General features: G+C 66.8%; 24 protein-coding genes. 9 read left to right on the top strand and 15 right to left on the bottom strand.

Features of this window, described 5'->3' with window-relative positions; genetic code table 11:
- The first annotated feature begins 14 nt into the window (after nucleotides 1-14).
- Nucleotides 15-1,166: a glycogen synthase gene (gene glgA / locus CCONF_RS04725; RefSeq protein ID WP_290225747.1), complete on the top strand. Its 1,152-nt coding sequence runs from the start codon at nucleotides 15-17 to the stop codon at nucleotides 1,164-1,166.
- A 23-nt stretch (nucleotides 1,167-1,189) separates the two neighbouring features.
- A complete protein-coding gene (locus CCONF_RS04720; RefSeq protein WP_290226261.1) occupies nucleotides 1,190-2,608 on the top strand; it encodes a GH32 C-terminal domain-containing protein in 1,419 nt (472 codons plus the stop codon).
- A 16-nt stretch (nucleotides 2,609-2,624) separates the two neighbouring features.
- Here CCONF_RS04720 and CCONF_RS04715 read toward each other — a convergent pair whose 3' ends face one another.
- The 7 genes from CCONF_RS04715 to dapE are packed head-to-tail and all read right to left on the bottom strand — an operon-like array spanning nucleotide 2,625 to nucleotide 7,509.
- Complete coding sequence (locus tag CCONF_RS04715) at nucleotides 2,625-3,485, bottom strand: methyltransferase domain-containing protein (protein WP_290225745.1); 861 nt, start codon at nucleotides 3,483-3,485, stop codon at nucleotides 2,625-2,627.
- 9 nt (nucleotides 3,486-3,494) lie between these two features.
- Nucleotides 3,495-3,662, bottom strand: a complete 168-nt coding sequence (locus tag CCONF_RS04710) for a DUF3117 domain-containing protein (protein WP_070769414.1) — start codon at nucleotides 3,660-3,662, stop codon at nucleotides 3,495-3,497.
- Nucleotides 3,663-3,706: 44 nt separating this feature from the next.
- Nucleotides 3,707-3,994, bottom strand: coding sequence for a cell division protein DivIVA (locus CCONF_RS04705; RefSeq protein ID WP_290225742.1), 288 nt, complete (start codon nucleotides 3,992-3,994; stop codon nucleotides 3,707-3,709).
- Nucleotides 3,991-4,734, bottom strand: a complete 744-nt coding sequence (locus CCONF_RS04700) for a glucosyl-3-phosphoglycerate synthase (RefSeq protein WP_290225740.1) — start codon at nucleotides 4,732-4,734, stop codon at nucleotides 3,991-3,993. Before CCONF_RS04700 ends, CCONF_RS04705 begins: the two co-directional genes overlap by 4 nt.
- A complete protein-coding gene (gene folP, locus CCONF_RS04695; RefSeq protein ID WP_435384096.1) occupies nucleotides 4,731-5,543 on the bottom strand; it encodes a dihydropteroate synthase in 813 nt (270 codons plus the stop codon). Before folP ends, CCONF_RS04700 begins: the two co-directional genes overlap by 4 nt.
- 31 nt (nucleotides 5,544-5,574) lie before the next feature.
- A complete protein-coding gene (locus CCONF_RS04690) occupies nucleotides 5,575-6,366 on the bottom strand; it encodes an LOG family protein (RefSeq protein ID WP_290225736.1) in 792 nt (263 codons plus the stop codon).
- A 39-nt stretch (nucleotides 6,367-6,405) separates the two neighbouring features.
- Nucleotides 6,406-7,509, bottom strand: coding sequence for a succinyl-diaminopimelate desuccinylase (gene dapE, locus CCONF_RS04685; RefSeq protein ID WP_290225734.1), 1,104 nt, complete (start codon nucleotides 7,507-7,509; stop codon nucleotides 6,406-6,408).
- A gap of 129 nt (nucleotides 7,510-7,638) precedes the next feature.
- On the opposite strand from dapE, the gene CCONF_RS04680 reads away from it, so the two are divergent.
- The 5 genes from CCONF_RS04680 (at nucleotide 7,639) to CCONF_RS04660 (ending at nucleotide 13,427) form a co-directional block, all read left to right on the top strand.
- Nucleotides 7,639-9,009 carry an amino acid permease gene (locus CCONF_RS04680; protein ID WP_290225732.1) on the top strand — a complete coding sequence of 457 codons (1,371 nt, stop codon included), beginning with the start codon at nucleotides 7,639-7,641 and terminating at the stop codon, nucleotides 9,007-9,009.
- Between the two features lie 84 nt (nucleotides 9,010-9,093).
- Nucleotides 9,094-10,065, top strand: coding sequence for a 2,3,4,5-tetrahydropyridine-2,6-dicarboxylate N-succinyltransferase (gene dapD / locus CCONF_RS04675; RefSeq protein ID WP_290225730.1), 972 nt, complete (start codon nucleotides 9,094-9,096; stop codon nucleotides 10,063-10,065).
- A 120-nt stretch (nucleotides 10,066-10,185) separates the two neighbouring features.
- Nucleotides 10,186-11,517 (top strand): amino acid permease, encoded by a 1,332-nt coding sequence (locus CCONF_RS04670; RefSeq protein WP_353959519.1) that lies wholly within the window; start codon nucleotides 10,186-10,188, stop codon nucleotides 11,515-11,517.
- Nucleotides 11,518-11,910: 393 nt separating this feature from the next.
- Nucleotides 11,911-12,768, top strand: a complete 858-nt coding sequence (locus tag CCONF_RS04665) for a type IV toxin-antitoxin system AbiEi family antitoxin domain-containing protein (RefSeq protein WP_290225726.1) — start codon at nucleotides 11,911-11,913, stop codon at nucleotides 12,766-12,768.
- A gap of 167 nt (nucleotides 12,769-12,935) precedes the next feature.
- Entirely contained in the window at nucleotides 12,936-13,427 is a 492-nt protein-coding gene (locus tag CCONF_RS04660; protein ID WP_290225724.1) for a hypothetical protein, read from the top strand.
- 254 nt (nucleotides 13,428-13,681) lie between these two features.
- Here CCONF_RS04660 and CCONF_RS04655 read toward each other — a convergent pair whose 3' ends face one another.
- From CCONF_RS04655 to typA, 8 genes are all read right to left on the bottom strand, one after another.
- The gene (locus CCONF_RS04655; protein ID WP_290225722.1) at nucleotides 13,682-14,245 is read right to left on the bottom strand and encodes a GtrA family protein; all 564 of its coding nucleotides are present in this window, start codon (nucleotides 14,243-14,245) and stop codon (nucleotides 13,682-13,684) included.
- Between the two features lie 57 nt (nucleotides 14,246-14,302).
- Nucleotides 14,303-15,103, bottom strand: a complete 801-nt coding sequence (locus tag CCONF_RS04650; protein ID WP_290226258.1) for a pseudouridine synthase — start codon at nucleotides 15,101-15,103, stop codon at nucleotides 14,303-14,305.
- An 8-nt stretch (nucleotides 15,104-15,111) separates the two neighbouring features.
- On the bottom strand, nucleotides 15,112-16,212 hold the full coding sequence (gene dapC, locus CCONF_RS04645) for a succinyldiaminopimelate transaminase (protein ID WP_290225719.1): 1,101 nt from the start codon (nucleotides 16,210-16,212) through the stop codon (nucleotides 15,112-15,114).
- Between the two features lie 7 nt (nucleotides 16,213-16,219).
- Nucleotides 16,220-16,543: a ferredoxin gene (gene fdxA / locus CCONF_RS04640; RefSeq protein WP_070769427.1), complete on the bottom strand. Its 324-nt coding sequence runs from the start codon at nucleotides 16,541-16,543 to the stop codon at nucleotides 16,220-16,222.
- A gap of 48 nt (nucleotides 16,544-16,591) precedes the next feature.
- Nucleotides 16,592-16,975 carry a hypothetical protein gene (locus tag CCONF_RS04635; protein WP_290225716.1) on the bottom strand — a complete coding sequence of 128 codons (384 nt, stop codon included), beginning with the start codon at nucleotides 16,973-16,975 and terminating at the stop codon, nucleotides 16,592-16,594.
- A complete protein-coding gene (gene mshB, locus CCONF_RS04630; RefSeq protein ID WP_290225713.1) occupies nucleotides 16,972-17,886 on the bottom strand; it encodes an N-acetyl-1-D-myo-inositol-2-amino-2-deoxy-alpha-D-glucopyranoside deacetylase in 915 nt (304 codons plus the stop codon). Before mshB ends, CCONF_RS04635 begins: the two co-directional genes overlap by 4 nt.
- Complete coding sequence (locus tag CCONF_RS04625) at nucleotides 17,873-19,471, bottom strand: ABC transporter family substrate-binding protein (protein ID WP_290225711.1); 1,599 nt, start codon at nucleotides 19,469-19,471, stop codon at nucleotides 17,873-17,875. The genes mshB and CCONF_RS04625 overlap by 14 nt, the downstream gene beginning before the upstream one ends.
- 86 nt (nucleotides 19,472-19,557) lie before the next feature.
- A complete protein-coding gene (gene typA / locus CCONF_RS04620) occupies nucleotides 19,558-21,468 on the bottom strand; it encodes a translational GTPase TypA (protein WP_290225708.1) in 1,911 nt (636 codons plus the stop codon).
- 521 nt (nucleotides 21,469-21,989) lie between these two features.
- Between typA and CCONF_RS04615 the strand changes: the two genes are divergently transcribed.
- Both CCONF_RS04615 and CCONF_RS04610 read left to right on the top strand, forming a co-directional pair.
- Nucleotides 21,990-22,709: an Rv1157c family protein gene (locus tag CCONF_RS04615; protein ID WP_290226256.1), complete on the top strand. Its 720-nt coding sequence runs from the start codon at nucleotides 21,990-21,992 to the stop codon at nucleotides 22,707-22,709.
- A 4-nt stretch (nucleotides 22,710-22,713) separates the two neighbouring features.
- Nucleotides 22,714-23,256, top strand: coding sequence for a ribonuclease FAU-1 family protein (locus CCONF_RS04610; protein ID WP_290225706.1), 543 nt, complete (start codon nucleotides 22,714-22,716; stop codon nucleotides 23,254-23,256).
- Nucleotides 23,257-23,277: the final 21 nt, after the last annotated feature.

The following is a 23,277-nucleotide window of genomic DNA, read 5'->3' as shown; positions in this document are numbered from 1 at the left end:
TATTCTGGGAGGGCATGAGAGCCGGAATCTTTTCCAAGGAATACCCTCCCGAGATCTACGGGGGCGCCGGGGTCCACGTGGCTGAGCTGACTCGCTTCATGCGCGACATCATCGACGTCGACGTCCACTGCATGGGCGCCGACCGCGACGAGGCCGGTGTCTTTGCCCACGGCCCCGACAGCGCGCTGGCCGACGCCAACCCCGCCCTCAAGCCCCTGTCGACCGGCCTGCGGATGGCGCACGCGGCCGACAACTTGGACGTGGTGCACTCGCACACCTGGTATTCCGGCTTGGGCGGCCACCTGACGGGCCTACTCTACGGCATCCCGCACGTGGTAACGGCCCACTCCTTGGAGCCGCACCGCCCGTGGAAGCGCGAGCAGCTGGGCGGCGGCTACGGCATCTCCAGCTGGTCCGAGCGCAACGCCATGGAATCCGCCGACGCCGTCATCGCCGTCTCCGCCGGCATGAAGGACACCATCCTGGACGCCTACCCGCGCATCGACGCGGACAAGGTGCACGTGGTGCTCAACGGCATCGATACGCAGCGCTGGCAGCCGCGTCACGGCGACTACCTGGCGCAACTGGGCGTGGACGGCCAGCGGCCGGTGGTCGCCTTCGTGGGCCGGATTACCCACCAGAAGGGCGTGGAGCACCTACTGCGCGCCGCCCGAGCCTTCGACCCAGACATCCAGCTGGTGCTGTGCGCCGGCGCCCCCGATACCCCGGAGATCGCCACGCGCACCGAGGCCTTGGTCGACACGCTGCGCGCCGAGCGCGACGGGGTTTTCTGGGTCAAGGAGATGCTCGACCACAACCGCGTCCAGCAGGTCTACACCGGCGCGGATATTTTCGTGTGCCCGTCCATCTACGAGCCTCTGGGAATCGTTAACCTCGAGGCCATGGCGTGCGGCACCGCGGTCGTGGCCTCCCGCGTGGGAGGCATTCCGGAAGTCGTGCGCGACGGGGTTACGGGTACGCTGGTGCCCTACGATGCCGACGACGCCGCCTTCGAGGCGGACATCGCCCAGGCCGTCAACGCCCTTGCGGTGCACCCCGACCGCGCCCGCCAGTACGGCGAGGCCGGCCGGCAGCGCGCCGTGGAGGAGTTTTCCTGGGCGACAATCGCGCAGCAAACGGTCGATATCTACCGCTCGCTGGTCTGAGTTTTAAGGAGTCTTTCTTGCCAATCCACATTCATCATCCCGAGCTTCACTTCGCTCCGGAAAGCGGGATCCTGGACGCTCCCGCCGGCGCGCTGCTGGACGGGACGACCTGGCACCTGTACTTCCAGTACCGCGCGCAACCCGGGCAGGGCGCCCGGTGGGGCCACGTCTTCTCCGAGGAGATGCCCTTCGACTGGCTGGAGTGCGACGACGTGCTCGCCCCGGCCGGCGGCGAAATCACCCTGCGCGCCGGCGCCGTCGCGGCTGTCGATGCCGGCGTCAACCTGTACTTCACCTCCGTGACGTCGACGGGCAGCACCGTGGCCCTGGCCCAGGACAAGGACTTCGACCGCGTCTGCGAGGTCTCCGACGACCCGTCCACCCTGGACGCGGCCATCCAGCGGGTGGGCACCGTCGCCGCCGACACCACCGATTTCTCCCGCTTCCGCTCCCCCTGCGTCGTGCCGGGCTGGGCCGAGGCCGACCGCGACGAGGGGCACGCCGGCTGGATCATGCTGGCGCTGACCGGCACCACGGAGGCCCCGCAGCCGGTCATCCTCCACTCCGAGGACGGCACCTCCTGGACCTTTTCCGGCCCGCTGACCTTTGCAGGCGACACCGGCCTGTCCGGCTGGAGCGCCGGCGGGGACCTGCCGCCGGTCGTCTCGCCGCGCATCATCCGCCTGCGCGACCAGGTCGACGACCACATCTACGACGTGCTGTTGGTGACCATCGAGCGCGGCGACCGGGAGGTCTCCGGCTACCTGGTCGGGCGCCTGGAGGGCACCGTGTTTAGCGTGCACACCGGCTTCCAGCAGCTGGACTTCGGGCACGATTTCACCCGCCCGCGCACCACGAACTACATGCCGGGCACGGTCGACCAGCAGCAGCGCTTCGAGCAGTCGCGCCTGTTCGGCCTCATGAACGGCCAGGGCCGCGCTGACGATGCCACCACGCACCCCTCCTTCACCGAGGAGGGCTGGGCCAACGTGCTCTCCCTGCCGCGCCACGTCACGCTGCAGGGCGGCAAGCTCTTCCAGACCCCGGCGGTAGGCCTGCCGGACGCGGTCGCCGAGTCCTCCCGGGCGCGCTCCTGGGTCGGCCTGCTCAACGTCCCGGCCGGCTCGCACCTGGCGGTGGAGCTACTGGACGCCGACGGGGATCCGGCCGCGGTCGTGACCCACTCCGGCGAGGAGCTCACCCTCAAGCGCTGCTCCAAGTTTCAGGATCTCTACGCCGACGACGCCCCCGCCACCGTCACCCTCGCCGAAGATGACTCTGACTCGCTGACCATCATCATCGACGGCTCTACCGTCGAGGTCTTTGCCGACGGCGGCCAGGTGGCCATGGCCTCGCGCGTCTACTTCACCGGCGGCTGCAGCGGCCTGCGCACCAGCGGCGACGCCGAAATCCTGCGCGAGTGGGAGCGCGCCGGCTCTTAGGAGAAACGGACCCGGCTTAGACCGCGCGCAGGCGGTCGAGGCGGGCGCGGGCGGTGACCGACAGCGTCGTCGGCAGGGCCGCCAGGCGCTCGTCGAGCTCGGCGGCGCTGATGTGTCGCGCCGAGGGGCTCATCCCGACCTGATCGCGGATGGACTCCTTGTCCAAGGTGATGGGGAAAGAGATATCGACCGGGTCGGCGGCCTGCTCGAGGTAGCCGCTGGCCTGCTCGTACATGCGGTCAATCTTGCCTTCTTCCACGCCCAGGATGCCCAGCGGCTCGCGCAGCTCGTCCAGGTGTCCCACCTCGGGAGTGAGCACGACGATCTGTCCGCCCGGGGCCAGAATGCGGCGGAATTCGGCGGGGTTGCGCGGCGCGAAAACCACGGAGATGGCGTGCACGCTGTTATCGCGCAGCGGCAAGCGCTCCCAGACGTCGGCGACCACGGCGCCGATCCGCGGGTGGGCCTTGGCCAGGTGCTTGGCCGCGTGCGGGGAGATGTCCAGGCCCACCCCGCGCGAGCCCGCTATCGAGTCGAGCGTGTGCGCCAGATAGTAGCCAGTGCCGGCGCCGACCTCGAGGATGCTCGGGGCGACATCGTCAGCCACCGGCTCCACGACGTCCTGGATGCTGCCGGTCACGGCCTCGACGAAGGGGGCGAAATGCCCCCTCGCCAGATAAGTCTCGCGGGCGTTGACCATGTCCATGTTATCGCCCTGGTGCTTGAGCCCCGCCCCGACCGCAAGCGTCACGTAGCCCTGCTTGGCCACGTCGTAGCTGTGGCCGGTCCCGGACACGAGGCGAGAAAACTCATCCGCGCCCGAAAGGGCACTTCCGTCGGCGGGATCCGCCAAAAGATCAATGATGTCGGAAAGCATAGACCTACTCTAGCTGGCGACTTCGGTCAGCAACGAACCGAGCTCCGCCGCCTCTTCCTTGGACAGCTCGATGACGATTCGCCCGCCGCCGTCGGAGGGGATCCGCATGACAATCTTGCGCGATTCTTCCACCGCTTCCATCGCTCCGCCCGTGGTACGAGGTTTCATAGCTGCCATGGTTTCCACACTTTCTTTACAAAGGATTACTGCTTCTTCCCAGTCTATCCTTTATTCAGATCCGGGGTGGCGGCCCGGTACCGTTCCAGCTCGGCGGACAGCGCCGCGATCACGCGGTCAACTTGGTCCTGGCGGTAGCCGTGGCGGGCGACGTCGAATTCCAGGGCAGCGTAGTTGCCGGCGGCGAGGGCGGCATCGTTGTGCTGGTCCGCGGCCTGCGGGTTCGGAACGGCCTCCATGACGGGCCCAGGGCCTACCAGCTTGCCCCACAGCCACGTGCCCACGACGACGAGGGCGCCCAGCACCACGATCAGCACGAGCCAAGAAATCATGGTTTGAGGATACCAGCAAGCGCCGGCCGCTCGGCCACCTCGGGGACTCCGGCCCCGGCGCGCGCGAGGATGGTCTGCGCCACCACGTCCGCCATGGGGGCCAGCTGCTCCAGCGGCTTGTTGCGGTGACGCCGCGGGGCCAGCGGCACCTGCGCTATCGATGCCCTCCCGAACGCCCGCCAGACATCAATCAGCAGGCCGGCCTCGACCCCGTAGTCGGAGACGAAGGGCAGCTGAAGCGCGGTTTCCCGGCGCAGGGCGTACTCCCCGCCCAGCGGCTGGTAGATATCGGTAAGCTCCGGGAAGAACAGGCTCAGCAGCGGCTTGGCGGCAAGCTCCGTGACCCTGCCGCCGCCGCTGGCCTGCCCGCCCAGGGTGCGCTCGTAATGGGCCTTGACCAGGTGGATCCCCGGGTCCTCAAAAGGGCTGGCCAGGGCGTTGACCATGCCGGGTTCGGCCGAGTCCAAGTCGGCGTCGACGAAGACCACGACGTCGCCGCTCGCCGCGGCGACCCCGCGCCACAGAGACTCGCCCTTGCCGGGCACCGGCGCAATGCTTCCGAGCACCTCGCGCCAGTTGACCACCGTCGCCCCCGCGCCCGCGGCCTCGGCGGCGGTGGCGTCGGTGGAGTCTGAGTCGATGACTAAGACCTCGTGCGGGCAATCGGCCAGGCAGGCGGTAACGACCCGGGCCACGGTGGCTTCCTCGTTGAGCGCCGGGATGACAACGGAGACTCTCACGCCAGCCCCCGCGTCGTGGCCATCGGGGCGCACTGCCCGGCGATGGCGCCGGTCATGCGGATGACATCGACGGTCTCGGCGACCTCGTGCACGCGGAAGGCCGCCACCCCGCGGGCCGCGGCCCAGGCCGTGGCCGCCAGCGTCCCGGCGACGCGCTCCCCTACCCCGCGGCCAACGGTCTCGCCCACGAAGTCCTTGTTCGACAGCGCCATGAGCACCGGCCAGCCGGTGTCCACGACCTCGTCGATGCGCCGCAGCAGCTCGAGCCCGTGGAAGGTGTTCTTGCCGAAGTCGTGCGTGGGGTCGATAAAAACCAGCTCCTCCGGGCAGCCTAAACCGGCGGCCTTCTCGGCCAAGGCGGTGGTCTCCGCGATGACGTCGGCGACCACGTCGTCGAAGTGCACGCGGTGCGGGCGGGTGCGCGGGGTGATCCCGCCGGTGTGCGAGCAGACGTAGCCGACGCGGTGCTGGCCGGCGACTTCGATGAGCTGCGGGTCGACGCCCGCCCAGGTGTCGTTGACGAGTCGGGCACCGGCGGCGATGGCGGCATCGGCAACCTCTGCGCGCCAGGTGTCGACGGACACGACGACGTCCGGGTGGTGCTCGGCGATGGCCGCGATGGTGGGCACGACGCGGTCGATCTCCTCGGCGGCATCGACCTGCGTGCCGGGCCCGGCTTTGACGCCGCCGACATCGACTATCGATGCCCCCTCCGCAACGACCTGCTCGCAGCGCGCCAGGGCGCGGTCCAGCTCGAAGGTGCTGCCCTTGTCGTAGAAAGAGTCCGGGGTGCGGTTGATGATCGCCATGACCTGGGCGATAGCGTGGTGTGGCATGGGTTTAGAGATCGCGGATGCGCCCGTCGGTCATGATGGCGTGCGCGCTGACGATGTGCTCGACGGCCTCGTCCACCGAGTCCGTGACCAGGAACAGGTCCAGGTCGGTCTCGTTGATGTAGCCGTCGGCGACCAGGCGCTTTTTCATCCACTCCACCAGGCCGGACCAGTACTCGGTGCCGAGCAGGACGATCGGGTAGTTGGTCACCTTGCCGGTCTGGACCATGCAGGCGACCTCGAAGAACTCGTCCATGGTGCCCATCCCGCCCGGCAGGCAGACGAAAGCCTGGGAGTACTTCAGGAACATGGTCTTGCGGGCGAAGAAATAGCGGAAGTTCAGGCCCAGGTCGACGTACTGGTTCAGGCCCTGCTCGAAGGGCAGCTCGATGCCTAAGCCGATGGACATGCCGCCGGCCTCGTGCGCGCCGCGGTTGGCAGCCTCCATGATGCCGGGGCCGCCTCCGGTGATGACGGCGTAGTCCGCGCCGACTAGCTTGTTGCCCAGTTCGACGGCCTGGGCGTAGGAGGGGGCGTCCTCCGGCGTGCGCGCCGAGCCGAAGACGGTCACGGCCTTGGGCAGCTTCGACAGCGCGTCGAAGCCGGCGACGAACTCGCCCTGGATGCGCAGCACGCGCCACGGGTCGGCGTGCTGCCACTCGTGGTCCGCGCCCGACTGTAGCAGGCGCTGGTCGTAGGTCGACTCCTGCTCGCCCTCGGTGCGCAGAAGCAGCGGGCCGCGCAGGGTGCGGTGGTAGCCCTCAGAAAGGTGCTTCTGATTGTTTTTCTGCGGTGCCATCGGCAACGGCTCCCCTTCTTGGTTTTTAAGAGTTTTCTTTTAAGAGTTCGTGGTGGTCAGGTACTGGCGCAGGACGCCGGCGACCTCGGTTATCTGGTCGACCGGGCACTGCTCGTCCGGCTTGTGTGCGAAGCCGGGATCCCCGCAGCCGAAGTTCACGGCCGGGGTGCCCATCTCCGAGAAGCGGGCCACGTCGGTCCAGCCATACTTGGCGCGGACCTGGCCGCCGACGGCATCGATGAGCGCGGCGGCCGCGGGCTGGCCCAGGCCGGGCAGCGCGGGCCCGGCGACGTCGTCGACCTCGATGTCGACGTTCTCGTGCTCGCCAAGAACCTCGCGCAGGTGGGCCATGGCCTCCTCCGAGCTGCGATCGGGCGCAAAGCGGTAGTTGACGAACAGCCACGCCTCGTCCGGGATGGTGTTGGTCGCCACGCCGGCCTCCAAGTGCACGATGTTGATGCCTTCCTTATAGACGCAACCGTCGATTTCGACGTCGCGGGGCTGGTAGGCGGCGATGTTATTGATGACCGGGGCCAGGGTGTGGGCGGCATTGGAGCCGAGCCAGGCGCGGGCCGAGTGCGCGCGGGTGCCGCGGGCGGTGACCCGCAGGCGGATGCTGCCCTGGCAGCCGGCCTCGATCATCCCGCCGGAGGGCTCGCCCAGCAGTGCCAAGTCCCCGGCCAGCCACTCCGGGTTGTCGCGCTGGATGTGGCCCAGCCCGTTGTACTCGGTGGCGACCTCCTCGCCCTCGTAGGCGATGAGGGTGAGATCGTGGTCCAAGGAGGCATCGTTAGCCAGGGTCGCGAAAGCGTTCAGGTAAACGGCCAGGCCGGACTTCATGTCGACCGTGCCGCAGCCGAACATCGTCTCGCCTTCCATATGGTGCGGCACGTTGTCGGCCAGCGGTACCGTGTCCACGTGCCCGGCCAGCACGACGCGGGAGTCCAGCCCGCGGTGGGTGCGGGCGCAGACGGTGTTGCCGAAGCGGGCCACCTCCACCTCCTCAATTGTCCGGAGGGCGGCCTCAATCGCGTCGGCGATGGCCTCCTCGTGGTGGGAGGGGCTGGGGATGTCCACCAGCTGCTTGGTCAGCTCGATCGGACAAGTCAGCAGATCTAGGTAATTCGGCTTCGGGGTACTCACAACCGGCCATGCTACCGCTTAAGGCGGGGGTGGCGGGCGTGACCTTGGTGACGAACGTGTAAACTCCCAGCAAACACTCGCTGTATTGCAGCGGGATCGACATATCGCAAATCTGGGTTGGAGAATTCAATGGCAACGGAGAAACCTCATCGGCTGAAAACCCGCCACCTGACTATGATGGGCCTGGGCTCTGCCATCGGCGCCGGACTGTTTCTGGGCGTGGGCGTGGGCATCCACATCGCCGGCACATCTATTCTCATTGCCTATGCCATCGCGGGCGCCTTGATCGCCCTGATCATGCGAATGCTGGGGGAAATGGCCTCCGCCCGCCCGTCGCTGGGTTCCTTTTCGACCTACGCCGGCCAGGCCTTCGGCAACTGGGCGCGGTTTACCTGCGGCTGGCTGTACTGGTTCATGCTGGTGATGGTCATGGGCGCCGAGATCACCGGCGCGGCGGCCATCATCGGCGGCTGGTTCGGCGTCGAGCCGTGGATCCCAGCGCTCATCGCGGTGCTGATCTTCGCGGTCATTAACTTCGCCTCCGTACGCGGCTTCGGCGAGTTCGAATTCTGGTTCGCCGTCATCAAGGTCGCGGTGATCGTCGCCTTCCTCGCGCTGGGCGTGCTGATGGTCACCGGCCTGTGGCCGGGCACGACCTTCGTCGCCACGGAGAACTTCACCGATAACTTCCTGCCCAACGGCATCCCCGGCTTCGCCGCCGGCCTGCTGGCGGTCGCCTTCGCCTTCGGCGGCATCGAGCTGGTGACCATCGCCGCCGCGGAATCGGAGGATCCCGCGCACAACGTTTCCACTGCCGTGCGCGCCATCATCTTCCGCATCATCGTGTTCTACCTGGGCTCGGTCGCCGTCATTGCTCTACTGCTCCCCTTCGAGCAGATCCAGGACGCCGACGACGCCTCCCAGTCCCCGTTCGCCCTGGTGATGGGCACCGCCAACATCCCGGCCGTGGCCGGCTTCATGGAGCTGGTCATCGTCGTGGCCCTGCTGTCCGCGTTCAACGCCCAGATTTACGCAACCTCCCGTCTGGTCTTCGATATGGCCCGCGACGGCAACGCCCACCACGCCTTCCTGTTTACCAACGCCCAGGGCTCACCGCGCAACGCTGTCGTGCTGTCCATGATTTTCGCCTTCGCCTCCGTCGGCCTGCAGTACTGGAACCCGCCGGGGCTGCTGACCTTCCTCTTCAACGCCGTGGGCGGGTGTCTGCTGGTCATCTGGATCCTGGTTGTCTGTTCCTACCTGAAGCTGCACCCGGAGATGAAGGCCAACGGCGAGCTGACCCAGCTGCTCACGCCCGGCTTCCCGTACGTGCCGTGGATCGTGCTGGCCGCCTTGGGCGCACTGATTGTGCTGATGCTCTTCGACCCGGCCGCCCGCGCCCAGATCGGCGCCGTGATGGCGATGTCCGCCATCCTCATCGTGCTGTCCTTCGCGCTACCGACCGGCGCGCGCAGCCAGGTGGGGCGCAACAAACGCTAATTAGCTAAACTGGCTCAACGTGAGTCTAAACAACTGAATACGTGGCATATTCCCATCGATTTTTTCACGAGGCATTTTCACACTATGACTTCAGCATCCGCCCGCGGACTCGCGACCATCACCCACGACGGCACGGTCTTGGATGTTTGGTTCCCGGCCGTCCACACCGACCAGCCGGTGGAGCAGTCCGGCACCACCCAGCTGGATGAGGTCCCCCAGCAGTTCGCTGAGCTGGTAGGCCCCGACGAGGAGCGCGGCGTCGCCCGAGTGGCGGTTGCCACCGGCATCGCCTCGCTTGACGATGCCCCCATCGACACCTACGACGCCTACCTGCGCCTGCACCTGCTGTCCCACCGCGCGGTCCGCCCGCACGAGCTGAACATGGACGGCATCTTCGGCCACCTGGCCAACGTCGTGTGGACCAACTACGGCCCCTGCGCCGTCTCCGACTTCCAGATGGTGCGCGGCCGCCTGGCTTCCCGCGGTCCGGTCACCGTCTACTCGGTGGACAAGTTCCCCCGCATGGTCGACTACGTCATCCCCTCCGGCGTGCGCATTGGGGACGCCGACCGCGTCCGGTTGGGTGCCCACCTGGCGGAGGGCACCACCGTCATGCATGAGGGCTTCGTCAACTTCAACGCCGGCACCCTGGGCGCGTCCATGGTCGAGGGCCGCATCTCCGCCGGCGTCCTGGTCGGGGACGGCTCCGATATCGGCGGCGGCGCCTCCATCATGGGCACGCTGTCCGGCGGCGGCAAGGAGGTCATCTCCTTGGGCGAGCGCTGCCTGCTCGGCGCCAATTCCGGCGTCGGCATCTCGCTGGGCGACGACTGCGTGGTCGAGGCGGGCCTCTACGTTACCGCGGGCACCCGCGTGACCGTCTACGGCAAGGTCGCTGAGGCCGCCGGCGTCGAGCCGGGCGAGCAGGTCAAGGCCGCTCAGCTCTCGGGCGCTTCCGGCGTGCTGCTGCGCCGCCACTCCGTGACCGGCGCGGTGGAGGCCACCGAGTGGAAGGCCGCGGCCGTGGCCCTCAACTCCGACCTCCACAAGAATTAAGCTGCCAGGGACCCCTTCGGGGGTCCTTTCTTATGCGCGTTTTACACTTGAAGAGTGTCTACTGCTGAACCTACTCCCGCCGCTACCCTCGGCCACGGCCTGAAGGTCCGCCACCTGACTATGATGGGCCTAGGCTCCACCATCGGTGCCGGGCTCTTCCTCGGAACCGGGGTGGCCATCGCCGCCGCTGGGCCGGCGGTGCTTGTCGCTTATGTCATCGCCGGCGCGCTGGCCATCCTCGTGATGCAGATGCTCGGCGAGATGGGCACCGTCATCCCCGCTTCCGGCTCGTTTTCCGAGTACGCCGAGCACGGCATCGGACGCTGGGCGGGCTTCACGCAGGGCTGGATCTACTGGCTGGCCACCGTGGCCGTGCTGGGCGCCGAAATCACCGGCGCCGCCGCCTTCATCGGCGCGTGGCTGGCCGTGCCGCCGTGGATTCCCGCGGCCGTGTGCGTGGCCATCTTCGGCGTGATTAACCTTCTGCACGTGCGCTCCTTCGGCGAGTTCGAGTACTGGTTCGCCGCCATCAAGGTCGTCGTCATCGTCACTTTCCTGCTGCTGGGCCTGGCGCTCATCTTCGGCCTGCTACCCGGCCACACCTTCGTGGGCACCGAGATCTTCCTAGATGACGGCTTCATGCCCAACGGCCTGTCCGGCGTGGCCACCGGTCTGCTGGCGGTCGCCTTCGCCTTCGGCGGCATCGAGGTCGTCGCCATCGCCTCCGCCGAGTCGGAGGATCCGAAACGCTCCCTGGTCAACGCCGTGCGCTCGACCATCCTGCGCATCTCGGTATTCTACCTGGGATCCGTGCTGGTGATTACCTTCCTGCTGCCCTACTCCTCGCTGGGCGATTCCGATACCGCCGCCGCCTCGCCGTTTACCCGCGTGCTCGAACACGCCGGCATCCCGTTCGCGGCCGGCCTCATGGAGGTCATCATCGTGCTGGCGCTGCTGTCCGCCTTCAACGCGCAAATCTACGCCTCCTCCCGCATGATGCACTCCCTGGCCACCCGCCGCGAGGCCCCGCGCATCTTCGCCCGCACCAACACCCACGGCGTGCCGCTGCCCGCCATCGGGCTGTCGGTCGCGCTGGCCGCCGTCATGGTCGTGCTCAACTACGCCGACACCGGCTGGCTGCTGACCTTCATGCTCAACTCGGCGGGCGCTTCCCTGCTTATCGTGTGGACCTTCATCGCGGTCGCGCAGCTGCGCCTGCGCCGCCAGCTCGAGGCCCGCTACGAGCTTCCCATCCGCATGTGGGCCTACCCCTACCTGACGTGGCTGACGCTGATTGCGCTGGCCGGCATCGCCGTGCTCATGCTCAGCGATGCCTCCTCCCGCATCCAGCTCGCCTCCGCCGCCGCCATGTTCGCGGTGCTGGCGGTTGCCGGGTTCATCAACTCGAAGGTCCGCGGCATCTCCCCGACCTCGACGCTGGACCTGCCTTAGCAGCTGGCCGGCTGGGCGCTCACCGTGCGGTGGGCGCCTTTTCTTTGTGCCGGGTTCTGGTGTGCCAGCGTCTTGCGCCGGCTGCTGCTTGTCTGGCTGCTGTTTCGCCTGCTGCTGTTGCCCTTGCTGCTGATGCGCAGACGAAAATGAACCCTTCGCGGTCACCGGCAGCGCGCTGGTGCACATTTCGCCCGCGCCCGTGACCGCGAAGGGCGCGCTAAGCGGCGATCACCCCCGCGGCCTACCCACTTGGTAGCAACGTCACCATTTAGGATGGGCACATTGCAGGTCGCGCCGCCAGAAACTGGCGTGGGCCAACTATTTTTGGCGTTTTCCGGTCTTTTCCGCCCTCTCCTCTGGCAATGACTCTGCCCGCTACCTAGCTTTAGGTACATGGCGATGTGGACGACTGCGCGGCTGCGGGAAGAGGGCATCGGCAAGCGGCGGATTCGAATGCTGCTGGCCGAGGGCCGACTTTTTCGTATCCATCGCGGCGTCTACACGGACCAGCAACCGAGCGCGCGCGAGGTCGCTATGTGCCTGCTGGCAGCGTATCCGCGTGCGGCGCTCGCCGGGCGAAGCGCCATGGAGGTGCACTGCGGGCTACCGCTCAGTTTTCCACTAACGCTGGAGGGGCCGCGGACCATCGTGGGCGAGAATTTCCGCGTCGTGCATTCGCGGATGCGGTCGAAACAGGAGGTCAACGGATTGCGGGTCGTGGAACCCTTGTGGGCGGCGCGGCGCTGTCCGGAGCGCAGCGGGCCCATGCTGGAAGCGCACTACCACGGAAAAGATGGACGGGCCCGGCTAACTAAGGACAGGCGCCGGATGGGGCGGATACCCAAGGGACTGAGGGCCTGCCTGCGCGAGTGCGCCATCGGCACGGATTCGCTCCGCGAGCGGGAACTGGCGCGAGCCCTGCGTAAAGAGGGGATCTACCCGATTCATAACTCGGTCGTGGCCGGTTACCGCTTCGACCTGGAGCTGCGGCGGTGGAAGATTCTCATCGAGGTCGACGGGTATACCTACCATAGCCAGCACCGCAACTTCATCCTCGACCGCATGAAATCCAACTCCGGCCAGAACCATGGTTACCTGGTGCTTAGGTTTACCGGCGACTGCATTCGTTTCAACCTGCCCAGCGTGATCAACCAGATTCACGATGCCATCAAGCGGCGCACCAGGAACAGCCCCAAGAACTTGACCTATGCGAGCCGCGAGCCAGCCTGGAAGTGGCACTGGAACCTCTAAGTTTTGCCCTGTCGCCCGGGGAGCCTCTACGCTAAGTCACGAGGATGGGATTGTTGCGCCACTGGCGCCTGGTGCGCCGATGGCGCGGTGTCGTGAGCTTCTCCCGTCTACCTCGCTTTGTATCTGTCTTCGGCGACAGGGCACGAGCACAGAAAGGACTACCCGGCATGTCGATCGCCGATCACATCGCGAATCACACCTTTGAGCAGGTCGAGGCGTGCACCGAGGACGAGTACCAGCGGGAGGTGGTCTACAAGTCCTACGCCGTGGGGTATTCCACGATGGTCTTCAGCTTGTACACCGTCGGCGCAATCTTCGCCTGGCTCTTGGAAGGGCAGCTCTCCCAAGTCTCCGTAGTGGTGATTTTTCCCTACGTCCTCGCTGAAATGATCAGCACCCAATGGATGATCAAACACGTACCCCGCCCAAAGCCCACTACCCCGCGTCTTCTTTCCACCGCGCTAGTCGCTCTACCAGCTGCGATCATGACAGCGGGCATGTTTTACAACACCTACCAGGCGGGCAAGCTTGATACGGCCAGCGGCATCATCGTCGGCGCTATCTTGGGATTTCTCGGTGGACTAGTTTTCACCCCGCTCATCATCAACCTCCTCCGCGCACGCGACCAGCGGCTCTTGGACGCCTCATTCGATGACTAACTAGTGGCTAGGCAGCCGTCTTTCCCGCTAGCTCGACCACACATGAGCCCTTCGCGGTCACCAGCAAGCCAAATCCACGCACCAATGCTCTACCCGTGAGCGCGAAGGGCGCGCGAGGAACGTTTTGCTGAACATACGAGTAGCCGGCCGACCGGCGCTACCGCGCATGAACCCTTCGCGGTCACCGGCAAACCAAAACCGCGCACCAGTCCCCTGCCCGTGAGCGCGAAGGGCGCGCGGGCCGAGAATAAGCGCTAGGCGGGCTCCTGCTCGTGGACGACGCGCGGCCCCTCGGGCCGCGAGCGGAAGGTCCAGAGCTTGTTGATGATGAAGTTGACCGGCATGGCGAGGATGACCGAAATCATGTTGGCCCAGTAGGACATGGTGCGCAGGCCGGTGGAATCGTCGAAGATCTCGCGCGGCAGGCCGATTGGCGTGGTGGGGTTCATCAGCAGCACCATGAAAATCTGTGAGACGACCAGCGCGCCCAGCCCGGTGAGCAGGAAGGGGAAGAAGCCGCGCAGCCAGGACACGCTGTTGACTGATTTGAAAGTCCACATGCGGTTGAGCTGGTAGTTCCACGTGTTGGCCACGAGGAAAGCGATCACCATGAACACGTTGTACCAGCGCACGTTGAATTCGGTGCCTAGAATCGGGAACCAGACGTCGGTTTCGTGCACGTGGAAGAAGTCCTCGGAAATCTTCTTGCATAGCACGAAGACGGCAAAGTTAACCAGCGCGCCCGAGCCGCCCACCATGCCGAACTTGATGAACTGCCGGAGGTTGGCCGCCATGCGCGCGATGCTCTGCTCACTCATGAACTACCTTTTCAGGCCTGCGGATAACAACAATAACTACTCGAGAATACTCCGCCACTACTGCGGGAGTGAAAACCGGCGCTGCGTGCCTTGCAATGGATCGGTAAAACTAAGGCTGGTGTGCCAGAGCTTCAGCGGCCGGGAAAAATCGTAAAGGTCCAGGCCACGGTCGGTTGGGTAGGTGTCGTCGCCGGCGATCGGCGCGCCCAAATGATTCAGCAACACCCGCAGCTGGTGCGTGTGCCCAGTCTCCGGCCACAGATCGGCCACTCGCCCGTGCGCGCGGACTCGGGTGCGGGTGGTGGTACCGGCGGCATCGACGGTCACGCGGCGCTGGCCGGGTTTTTTGCGCATGGGCAGGGTGATGAGCCCGTCGACATCCAGCGGGGCGCTAAGCTCCGCGCGGTAGTGTTTGCGCACGCGGCGCTGGGCGAAAAGTTGTTGGTAGGCGCCGCGGGTAGCGCGCCTGCGGGAGCAGACGACCAACCCCGCGGTCAGCCGGTCCAGCCGGTGAATGGGCACGATCTCGTCCTCGCCGAATTCCAGGCGGAGGCGGGTCTGGACGGTATTGCGGACGATGCGCCCGTTGCTCGTCGTCGGCAGAAAATGCGGCTTGTCCACCACGATGAGGTCCTCGTCGGTAAAGAGGACGCGGTGGTGGAACGGGATCTCCTCTTCCTCAGCCACGGCGGGGTGGAACCACGCGGGCACGGGCCGCGGCAGCGGCTGGCCGGGGCAGAGCTTCTCTCCTTCGGCGAAGGGGGAGTCGCCGGCGCGGGCGGCCCAGTACTCCCCTTCCGAAGGAACATGGCCGCGCAGGACGGTCTTTTGCGGGGAGATGCCCTCCCGGCAGCCGATGGGTGGCACTAGCGCCCCAGGCGCTCCACCGCGGCGGCGATCCCCTCGTCGGTGCCGTTAAGCCCCATGCGGATGTACTGCTTGCCGGCCGGACCGTAGAAGTCGCCAGGTGCGACCAGGATGCCGCGCTCGGCCAGCCAGTCGACGGTCGCCCGGCAGTCCTCGCCGCGGGTGGCCCACAGGTAAAGCCCGCCGTCGGAGTGGTCAATGCTAAAACCCGCTGCCGTCAGCGCCTTTATCAGCGCCACGCGCCGGCGGGCGTAGAGCTGGCGTTGCAGCTGCTCGGAGGCGTCGTCTTCAAGCGCGGCGACCATCGCGGACTGGATGGGGCCGGGCACGATGAGGCCGGCGTGCTTGCGCACGGCCAGCAGCTCCTGGACGAGGTCGCGGTCGCCGGCTATAAACGCCGCGCGGTAGGACGCTAGGTTGGCGGTCTTGGACAGCGAGTGCAGGGCCAGCAGGCCGGTGTGGTCGCCGTCGCACACGCGCGGATCCAGGATGGACACCGGCGGGTTGTCATCGTTCCAGCCTAGGCCGAGGTAGCACTCGTCGGAGGCGACGATGGCATCGTGAGCCCGTGCCCAGGCGACGACCTCGCGGAGGTGCTCAATGGGTGCGACTTGCCCGGTCGGGTTGGCGGGATAGTTGAGGTAGACCAGCGAGGCATCGCCGAAGTCGGAGATATCGTCGGCGCGGACAACCTCGGCGTCGGCGAGCCGCGCGCCTACCTCGTAGGTCGGGTACGCCAGGCCCGGGATCACGATCCGGTGGCCGCTCAGCCCCAGCAGGGTGGGCAGCCACGCGATGGCCTCCTTGGAACCGATAACCGGCAGTACCGACTTCGTGTCCAGGCCGATGACGTGGTAGCGCCGCTCCATTGCGCTCACGATGGCCTGTTGCAGCTCCGGCGAGCCGGCGGTGGCGGGGTAGCCTGGCTCCGCGGCCGTCGATGTCAAACCCAGCTGCACCCCCGGCGAGACCGGGTCCACGGGGGTCCCGACGGACAGGTTGATGATTCCGTCCGGGTGCGCGGCGGCCTTGGCCTTGGCGTCGGCCAGCGAGTCCCAGGGAAAGTCCGGTAGCTTTTCCCCCAGCGGGGTGCGGTTCATGGTGCTTCTACTCCTGATTCTGTGGCGGCAACGCGGCAATCATCGGCGCGTCGAAGTCCTGCGGGCCCAGGGCGGCGGCCCCGCCCGGGGAACCCAGGTCGTCGAAGAAGGCGGCGTTGGCGTCGTTGTAGTCGAGCCACTCGTCCGGCACGTCGTCCTCGTAGAAGATGGCTTCCACCGGGCAGGCGGGCTCGCAGGCGCCGCAGTCCACGCACTCGTCGGGGTGGATATAGAGGGAACGCTTGCCTTCATAGATGCAGTCGACCGGGCACTCCTCGACGCAGGACCGGTCCATCACGTCAACACAAGGTTGGGCGATTGTATAAGTCATGGGTGAAAAACATCTCCTGATCCAGTTTTTAGGCCGTTAAATAGTATGTCACTTCGTCTTGACAAAATGCCAGACACCGCCCGCGATGCCCGCAAAAAGCAGGCACACGGTGCGAATATTATTGGCAAGTAGTTGATCCCCAGTTACTTCAACGCCAAACAAAAATATCGCGAAGAGCAGGATCCACACAACCAAAGGCAGCAGCACCACCAGGGTATTCGAGCTCCACAGGCGCGCCGTTTTGGTTAGCACATGGTTGAACAGGAACGCCACCACGATGGTTATCGGGAACGGCACCGGCCCAATCCACGCGTTGAGGTAGACCACCTCCAGCAGGCAGGACAGCGCCGCCCCCAGGCAGAGCCAGGTCAGCCCGCCTGCGGCCTCGGCGCGCGTGAAGTCGGTGCGGATGAGCGCCTCCTCGCCGCTCATGAGTCTAGCTCCCCCAGCAGCCCGCGGATGCCCTCGCCGAGCGGCGATGGGCCTTGGGCTAGCTGGTAGGACTCGGTGCGCGGCAGCGGCATCAGCAGGCGGTTGGACAGGGCGTAGCCGGTGGGCACCTCGGTCGGGTTGGCCGCCTGCACCCAGGCGGGTTCCGGATTGGTCTCGGTGACGGTGCCGTCGCCAAGCCAGATCTGGGTCGCGTGCGCCGCCATCGCGCGGCGCTTGGCCTGGTAGGCGGCCGGGGTGAGCCGGACCTTGAGGTCGGCGCCGGCGTTGGTGAAGTTGTCCAGGTACTCGGCGCTCGGCAGCTGCCAGCCCTCCGGCGGGCGCAGTGTGTCCAGGGCGCCCAGCGTCAGCTCGCGCTCGTAGATGGCCCACCACACCCGGGGAACGGCCCAGCCGGCCTGCTGGAGGGCCTGGTGGGTGGCCTGGTGCACCGCGATGTGGTCGGGGTGGCCGTAGCCGCCGTCGGGCCCGTAGGTGAAGACGGCATTGGGCCGCAGCTCGTCGATGAGCTGGGCGATGAGCTGGGCCGCCTCCGGCACCCGGTTGGCCAGGGCGCGCGGGTTGGCGTGGGCGGCAGAGCTTGCCATCCCGGAGTCGCGGAACTGGCCGGGCCCGCCCAGCAGCACGGAGCGCGCGCCCAGGTGAGCCACGGCAGCGTCGAGCTCCCCGATGCGGAATCCGCCCAGCTGGTCGGCATCGTCCGCCACCAGGTGCTGGTATTTGTCGCCGATGACCTCGCCTTCTTCGCCCAGCGTGGCCGTTGCGACGGTCACCTGGGCCCCGCGCCCGCTCAGGCCAGCGATGGTGCCGCCGGTAAAGAGCGTCTCGTCGTCCGGATGCGCGTGCGTAACCAGCACGCGGTAGCCCGCAAGATCCAGGTTAGTTTTCGTCACGTTCTCCTTCTTTCCAGGTTGGGGCGGATTCCAGCGACCACTCGGCGGGTGTGCCCGCAGGGCCCGCGATGCCCCGGCCCACGGCGTGCACTCGGGTCTCGTCCACAATCGGCACGTAGAGGGTCTGGGCCGCGTTCAGGGCGCGCACCTGCTCGAGGGCCTGTTCGCCCGAGTATTCGCCTCCCAGGATACGTCCCAGCTGCGCCTCGGCTTCCTCCGGGCAATAGCCGGACAGGTCGCCGACGGCCTTGTTCTCGGGGCCCGGGCAGACGAAATAATCGGCGAAGTCCGCCGGCTGCAGGCTGAGGTCGTGCCAGGCGAGGACGGCATCGGCGCGCTCGTTGGGCAGCAGCGTAGAGGTGATCACTGACATCTTCTCCCCGACCACCTCGGCGTCGATGCCCTGGCTGGTCAACACGTCCACGAGGGCATGGGCGGCGTTGGTGGCGGGCACGTCGGACGGGTCCGCAGCCAGCCGGATGGGCCGGTTCTCGGCGAACTCGCGCAGCGGGGTGAGATCCGCGCCCGCGCCGACCGGGTTGCGGGCGACGTCCAGATCGGCGCTGCGGCCGGTGGCCAGGCGCGCCAGCTGATCGGTGTCGACGAGGCTGGCTAGGGCGCGGCGGGCTGGGGCATCGGCAAGCGTGCGGATGGACAGCTGGAGGCGCAGCTGTCGCAGCCCGCCCTGGGTCTGGGCGTCGACGCCGGGAACCAGGGACAGCGACTCCATGGTGGTCTGCTCCGGGCGGATGTCGGTGAAGCCGACCTGCCCGGTGCGCAGCATGTTGACGGCCTGCTGGGAAGAGCGCATGTAGTGCAGCTCGACCACGTCCAGCTGGGCCGGCTCCGCGCCCCAGTAGCGGTCGTTGCGGTTCAAGGTGATCATCCCGCGGGCGTTGTCCACGGAGGCGACCAGGAAGCGCCCGGCCGAGGCCGGAATGTCGTTGGCCAGGGCCGCACTAAAGGAGGCGTCGCCCTCCTCCAGCAGATGGGCTGGCAGGAGGTGTTGGAACAGCACGCGCCAGTCCGCCACGCGGGTGGACAAGTCCACGGTGACGATCTTGCCGCCGTCGGAGCTATGGACCGCGCTAATTGCCTGGTAGGCGGCCGGGGACTTGACCCCCGGGGTGCTGCGCATCTTCTCCCACAGGTAGCTGAAGTCGGCCGAGGTCAACGGGGTGCCGTCGGACCATTGGGCAGCCGAGGAAATCTCGTAGCGCAGGCGCTGGGCCACACCCTCCGGGGGCTCGACTTCCTCGGCGGAGTCCACCACGTCGGTATCGAGCCGATCGCCGTGGAAAACAGACGGCAGCACGAGGTCGGCGATGTCTTCGACGACTTGCTGGTTGTCGGCGAGCAGGTGCGGGTTGAGCCCGGCCTGCAGCGGGTCGACGCCGACGGCCACCCGGGAGCGCTCGGCCGGCTCTGGCGGCGGGGTGGTCGTGGTCGAGGTGGCCGAGGGCTCCGACGGCGCCTCCTCCACCACCGGCGGCGGGCCCGGGTTCGCCGCGCAGGCGCTTACGACCCCGCCGCCCAGCAGGCCGGCGCTTAGCAGCGCTATCGCGCCGCGAAACGGCTTTGTCACCGGTGCACCTGCCTTCTGGAAAAGAAATAAACCCCGCCCCACTTTAGTGCAGTGGGGCGGGATGAGGTAGTTAACGCTCGGGCGAACTACTTATTGAGCTGCTTGTTGCGGGAAGCCGCGCGCTTGCGGTCGGTCGCGGACAGGATCACCTTGCGCACGCGCAGGGCGTTCGGGGCGACCTCGACGCACTCGTCGGTGCCACAGAACTCGAGGGCCTCCTCCAGGCTCAGGGTGTGGGCCTTAGCGAGGGTGACCGTGGCGTCGGCGGTGGCCGAGCGCATGTTGGTCAGCTTCTTTTCCTTCGTGATGTTGATGTCGATGTCCTCATCACGGTTGTTGGCGCCGACGACCATACCCTCATAGGCCTCGTCTCCCGGCTCCACGAAGAAGCTGCCGCGGTCGGCCAGCTGGGTCAGCGCGTACTGGGTGATCTGGCCGGTGCGGTCGGCGACCAGCGAGCCGGTCGGGCGGGACTTGATCTCGCCGGCCCAGACGTCCAAGCCGTCGGAGATGGAGTTGGCGATGCCCGCGCCGCGGGTCTCCGTCATGAACTGGGTGCGGAAGCCGATGAGGCCGCGGGCCGGAATGCGGAAGACCATGCGAACCCAGTCGCCTTCGCGCACGTCCATGGACTGCATCTGGCCCTTGCGGGTGGCCATCAGCTGGGTGACCGCACCCTGGTGCTCGGAGGGCACGTCGATGGTGATCAGCTCGTAGGGCTCGTGCACCTTGCCGTCGATTTCCTGGGTGACGACCTGCGGCTTGCCGATGGTCAGCTCGAAGCCCTCGCGGCGCATGGACTCGATGAGCACGGACAGCGCCATCTCACCGCGGCCCTGGACCTCCCAGGCGTCCGGGCGTTCGGTCGGCAGGACGCGCAGGGAGACGTTACCGATGAGCTCCTGGTCTAGGCGGGCCTTGACCAGGCGAGCGGTCAGCTTGTCGCCGCCGCCGCGGCCGGCCATCGGCGAGGTGTTGACACCGATGGTCATGGAGATGGCCGGCTCATCGACGGTGATGCGCGGAAGGGCCTCCGGCTGCTCCGGATCCGCGATGGTGTCGCCGATCATGATGTCGGAAATACCGGAGATAGCCACGATGTCGCCGGCGATGGCGTCCTCGGCCGGCTGGCGCTCGAAACCGACTGTGCGCAGCAGCTCCGCGACCTTGACGGTCTTGGTGTGCTGGTTGCCCTCGTCGTCGTAGTGGATCCAGGCGACCTGCTGGCCCTTCTTGATGCTGCCGGAGTAGATACGCAGCAGCGCGATACGGCCCAGGAAGTCGGAGGAGTCCAGGTTGGTCACGTGCGCCTGCAGCGGGGCGTCGATGGTGGCCGACGGCTCCGGCAGGACGTCGTAGATGACGTCGAAGAGCGGCTGCAGGTCCGCGCCGGCGGGCACGTTGCCGTCGCCCGGGTTCTCGGTGGAGGCGATGCCGGCGCGGCCGGAGGCGTAGAGCACCGGCAGGTCCAGCAACTCCTCGGCGGCGGCTGCGGCGTCCGGATCGTCCAGGCCCGCGGCGATTTCCAGCAGGAGATCCTGGGATTCGGTGACGACCTCATCGATGCGGGCATCCGGGCGGTCGGTCTTGTTGACGGCGATGATGACCGGCAGCTTGGCCTCTAGGGCCTTGGTCAGCACGAACCGGGTCTGCGGCAGCGGACCCTCGGAGGCATCGACAAGCAGGACGACGCCATCGACCATGGAGATACCGCGCTCGACCTCGCCGCCGAAGTCGGCGTGGCCCGGGGTGTCGATGACGTTGATAATAAGGTCGGCACCATCCTTGCCCTTGCCCTTACGGGTAATCGCGGTGTTCTTGGCCAGGATGGTAATGCCGCGCTCTTTTTCCTGGTCGTTGGAGTCCATGACACGGTCCGTGTGTTCGCCGTGTTCGCCGAAAGCGCCGGACTGCTCCAGCATGCCGTTGACCAGGGTGGTTTTGCCATGGTCAACGTGGGCGACGATGGCGACGTTACGGAACTCAGTATGGGTCACGAATCGATTCTCCTTCAATGGAATCTCGGGTTTCCCGCTTTCCTTGCTGAGAGCAGGCTCTTGCCGCCCAAGCTCCCAGGAACGGGACATTTTTCAACGGGGTACTACGATACCCCGCCTGCTGGTTCGCTGCAGAATTGGCCACCGAAAAATCGCCCAAAATAATCCCCGCCACCCGCCCAGCCCCCGCAGCGGCTTCCGCATTTGCCCCGCACTGGGATGTGTAACGAAACCATTACATTCGACGAAAGATGAAGTAATAGTCAAGTTTCCAGTTGACTGTTGCCAAAAATTGAATACTGTTGCTACAGGTGAAGTTGTTACGGCTGTGACTAATGTGACTCAGGAGGCTTGCAGACACAAATCCTGGGGTCAGATTAGTCACCGCCGGACAACGACTTCTGCTACTAGAACTTATCCCCCACCCAAGGACTGCGTTCATCGTGACCATTTCCTCCGCGGACCACGCCAACCACCAGCGCCGCCGGAGCCCGAGCTCCCGGCTCGGCCGCGCGGTAGCCATGTCAGCCGCGACCGCCGGGCTGATCGGCGCTCTCGTCGCCGCGGTCTCCCCCGCCGAGGCCACCCCGCAGGTCCCGACTCCCGCCTCCTCGGCCGCGTCTTCTGCCGCCGAGCTGAGCGCGCAGCTCGAGGACGCCGTCGGCTCCTCGCTCCCGGTGGATCACCTGGGCCGGCCCACCCCGCAGGCGGCCCAGAAGGTGCGCGACTTCGCCTACCAGCCGTGGATGCCGGAGGACGCCCGCAACGCCATCCTGGCGGCTCTGGCGTATACCACCGGCCAGGGCGGTGGCGAAACCGGCGTGGACATCCCCGTCGGCGGCCCGAACTTCCGGCAGTTCTACTGGCCGACCGTCTCCGGCCGCTGCATCGGCGGAACGCAGGATTCCATGGGCTCGGCCATCGCAGTGCCGGGGCCGACCGAGATCCCCGCCCCCGGCGCTGGCGCCGGCGAGACCGCCTTCCTTTTCACCGCCATGGGCACCAAGCCGGCCACGCCCAACCAGGGTCAGATGAACGTCCACTGGTTCAACCTGAACAACTTCCGCAGCGGCGTCACCCCGCTGGGCAACCACGGGATCAACCCGGAGGGTCCGGCGACCATCTCGGGCCGCGCCGCCACCGGGCCCGGCACCGTCGTCGCCCTGCTCAGCGGCGCCGTCAACACCGAAGAAGGCAGCTGCCGCTTCGCCCCCACCGCCGCCATCGTGGAGGTTAAGTAAACCCATGAGCGTTGACTTGCACCCCGTCAAGGAAGAAACCTTCGACACCCGCCGGGACTTCAACATCGACCCGAAGGGCTTCAACCGCCCTGTCGACCGCTACGAGCGCACCGACTTCGGCCTCTACATGGGCCGCGGCGCCGACCACCCGCGCTTCGGCTACCTGGAGTCCTGGCTCCTGCCGGAGCTGCGCCTACGTGCCAATATCTTCCACTTCCGCCCCGGCGTCAAGCACTCCCAGGACTTCTACTTCGACATCGCGGATATCTCCGTGACCGACAACGTGTGGTCCACCCGGGATCTCTACGTCGACCTGGTCTCCCTGACCGGCAGCCCGGTCGAGGTCTTGGACATCGACGAGCTCGCGGCCGCCACCTCCGCCGGGTACCTGAGCGCCGAGGAGGCCGAGGGCGCTATCGATGCCACCCTGACCGCAGTCGAGGGCATCACCCGCCACCGCGACGACGCCATGGAATGGCTGCACCAGCTGGGCTTCCCGCTCACGTGGGCCGACGAGGTAGAGCTCGTGCCCGCCGGCAACGCCTAAGCCTTCCGATAGCCGCACGTG

The sequence above is a fragment of the Corynebacterium confusum genome (assembly GCF_030408715.1).
In the GTDB taxonomy this organism is placed as follows: Bacteria; Actinomycetota; Actinomycetes; order Mycobacteriales; family Mycobacteriaceae; genus Corynebacterium; species Corynebacterium confusum.
The sequence above is the reverse complement of the archived record's forward strand: the minus strand, read 5'-3'. Positions and strand labels throughout refer to the sequence as shown.

Coding starts and splice junctions, on each gene's coding strand:
- glgA (WP_290225747.1), top strand. CDS start 15: ATGAGAGCCGGAATCTTTTCCAAGGAATACCCTCCCGAGATCTACGGG.
- CCONF_RS04715 (WP_290225745.1), bottom strand. CDS start 3,485: ATGCTTTCCGACATCATTGATCTTTTGGCGGATCCCGCCGACGGAAGT.
- CCONF_RS04710 (WP_070769414.1), bottom strand. CDS start 3,662: ATGGCAGCTATGAAACCTCGTACCACGGGCGGAGCGATGGAAGCGGTG.
- CCONF_RS04705 (WP_290225742.1), bottom strand. CDS start 3,994: ATGATTTCTTGGCTCGTGCTGATCGTGGTGCTGGGCGCCCTCGTCGTC.
- folP (WP_435384096.1), bottom strand. CDS start 5,543: ATGGCGATCATCAACCGCACCCCGGACTCTTTCTACGACAAGGGCAGC.
- CCONF_RS04690 (WP_290225736.1), bottom strand. CDS start 6,366: ATGGCACCGCAGAAAAACAATCAGAAGCACCTTTCTGAGGGCTACCAC.
- CCONF_RS04680 (WP_290225732.1), top strand. CDS start 7,639: ATGGCAACGGAGAAACCTCATCGGCTGAAAACCCGCCACCTGACTATG.
- dapD (WP_290225730.1), top strand. CDS start 9,094: ATGACTTCAGCATCCGCCCGCGGACTCGCGACCATCACCCACGACGGC.
- CCONF_RS04670 (WP_353959519.1), top strand. CDS start 10,186: ATGATGGGCCTAGGCTCCACCATCGGTGCCGGGCTCTTCCTCGGAACC.
- CCONF_RS04665 (WP_290225726.1), top strand. CDS start 11,911: ATGGCGATGTGGACGACTGCGCGGCTGCGGGAAGAGGGCATCGGCAAG.
- CCONF_RS04660 (WP_290225724.1), top strand. CDS start 12,936: ATGTCGATCGCCGATCACATCGCGAATCACACCTTTGAGCAGGTCGAG.
- CCONF_RS04655 (WP_290225722.1), bottom strand. CDS start 14,245: ATGAGTGAGCAGAGCATCGCGCGCATGGCGGCCAACCTCCGGCAGTTC.
- dapC (WP_290225719.1), bottom strand. CDS start 16,212: ATGAACCGCACCCCGCTGGGGGAAAAGCTACCGGACTTTCCCTGGGAC.
- fdxA (WP_070769427.1), bottom strand. CDS start 16,543: ATGACTTATACAATCGCCCAACCTTGTGTTGACGTGATGGACCGGTCC.
- CCONF_RS04635 (WP_290225716.1), bottom strand. CDS start 16,975: ATGAGCGGCGAGGAGGCGCTCATCCGCACCGACTTCACGCGCGCCGAG.
- CCONF_RS04615 (WP_290226256.1), top strand. CDS start 21,990: ATGTCAGCCGCGACCGCCGGGCTGATCGGCGCTCTCGTCGCCGCGGTC.
- CCONF_RS04610 (WP_290225706.1), top strand. CDS start 22,714: ATGAGCGTTGACTTGCACCCCGTCAAGGAAGAAACCTTCGACACCCGC.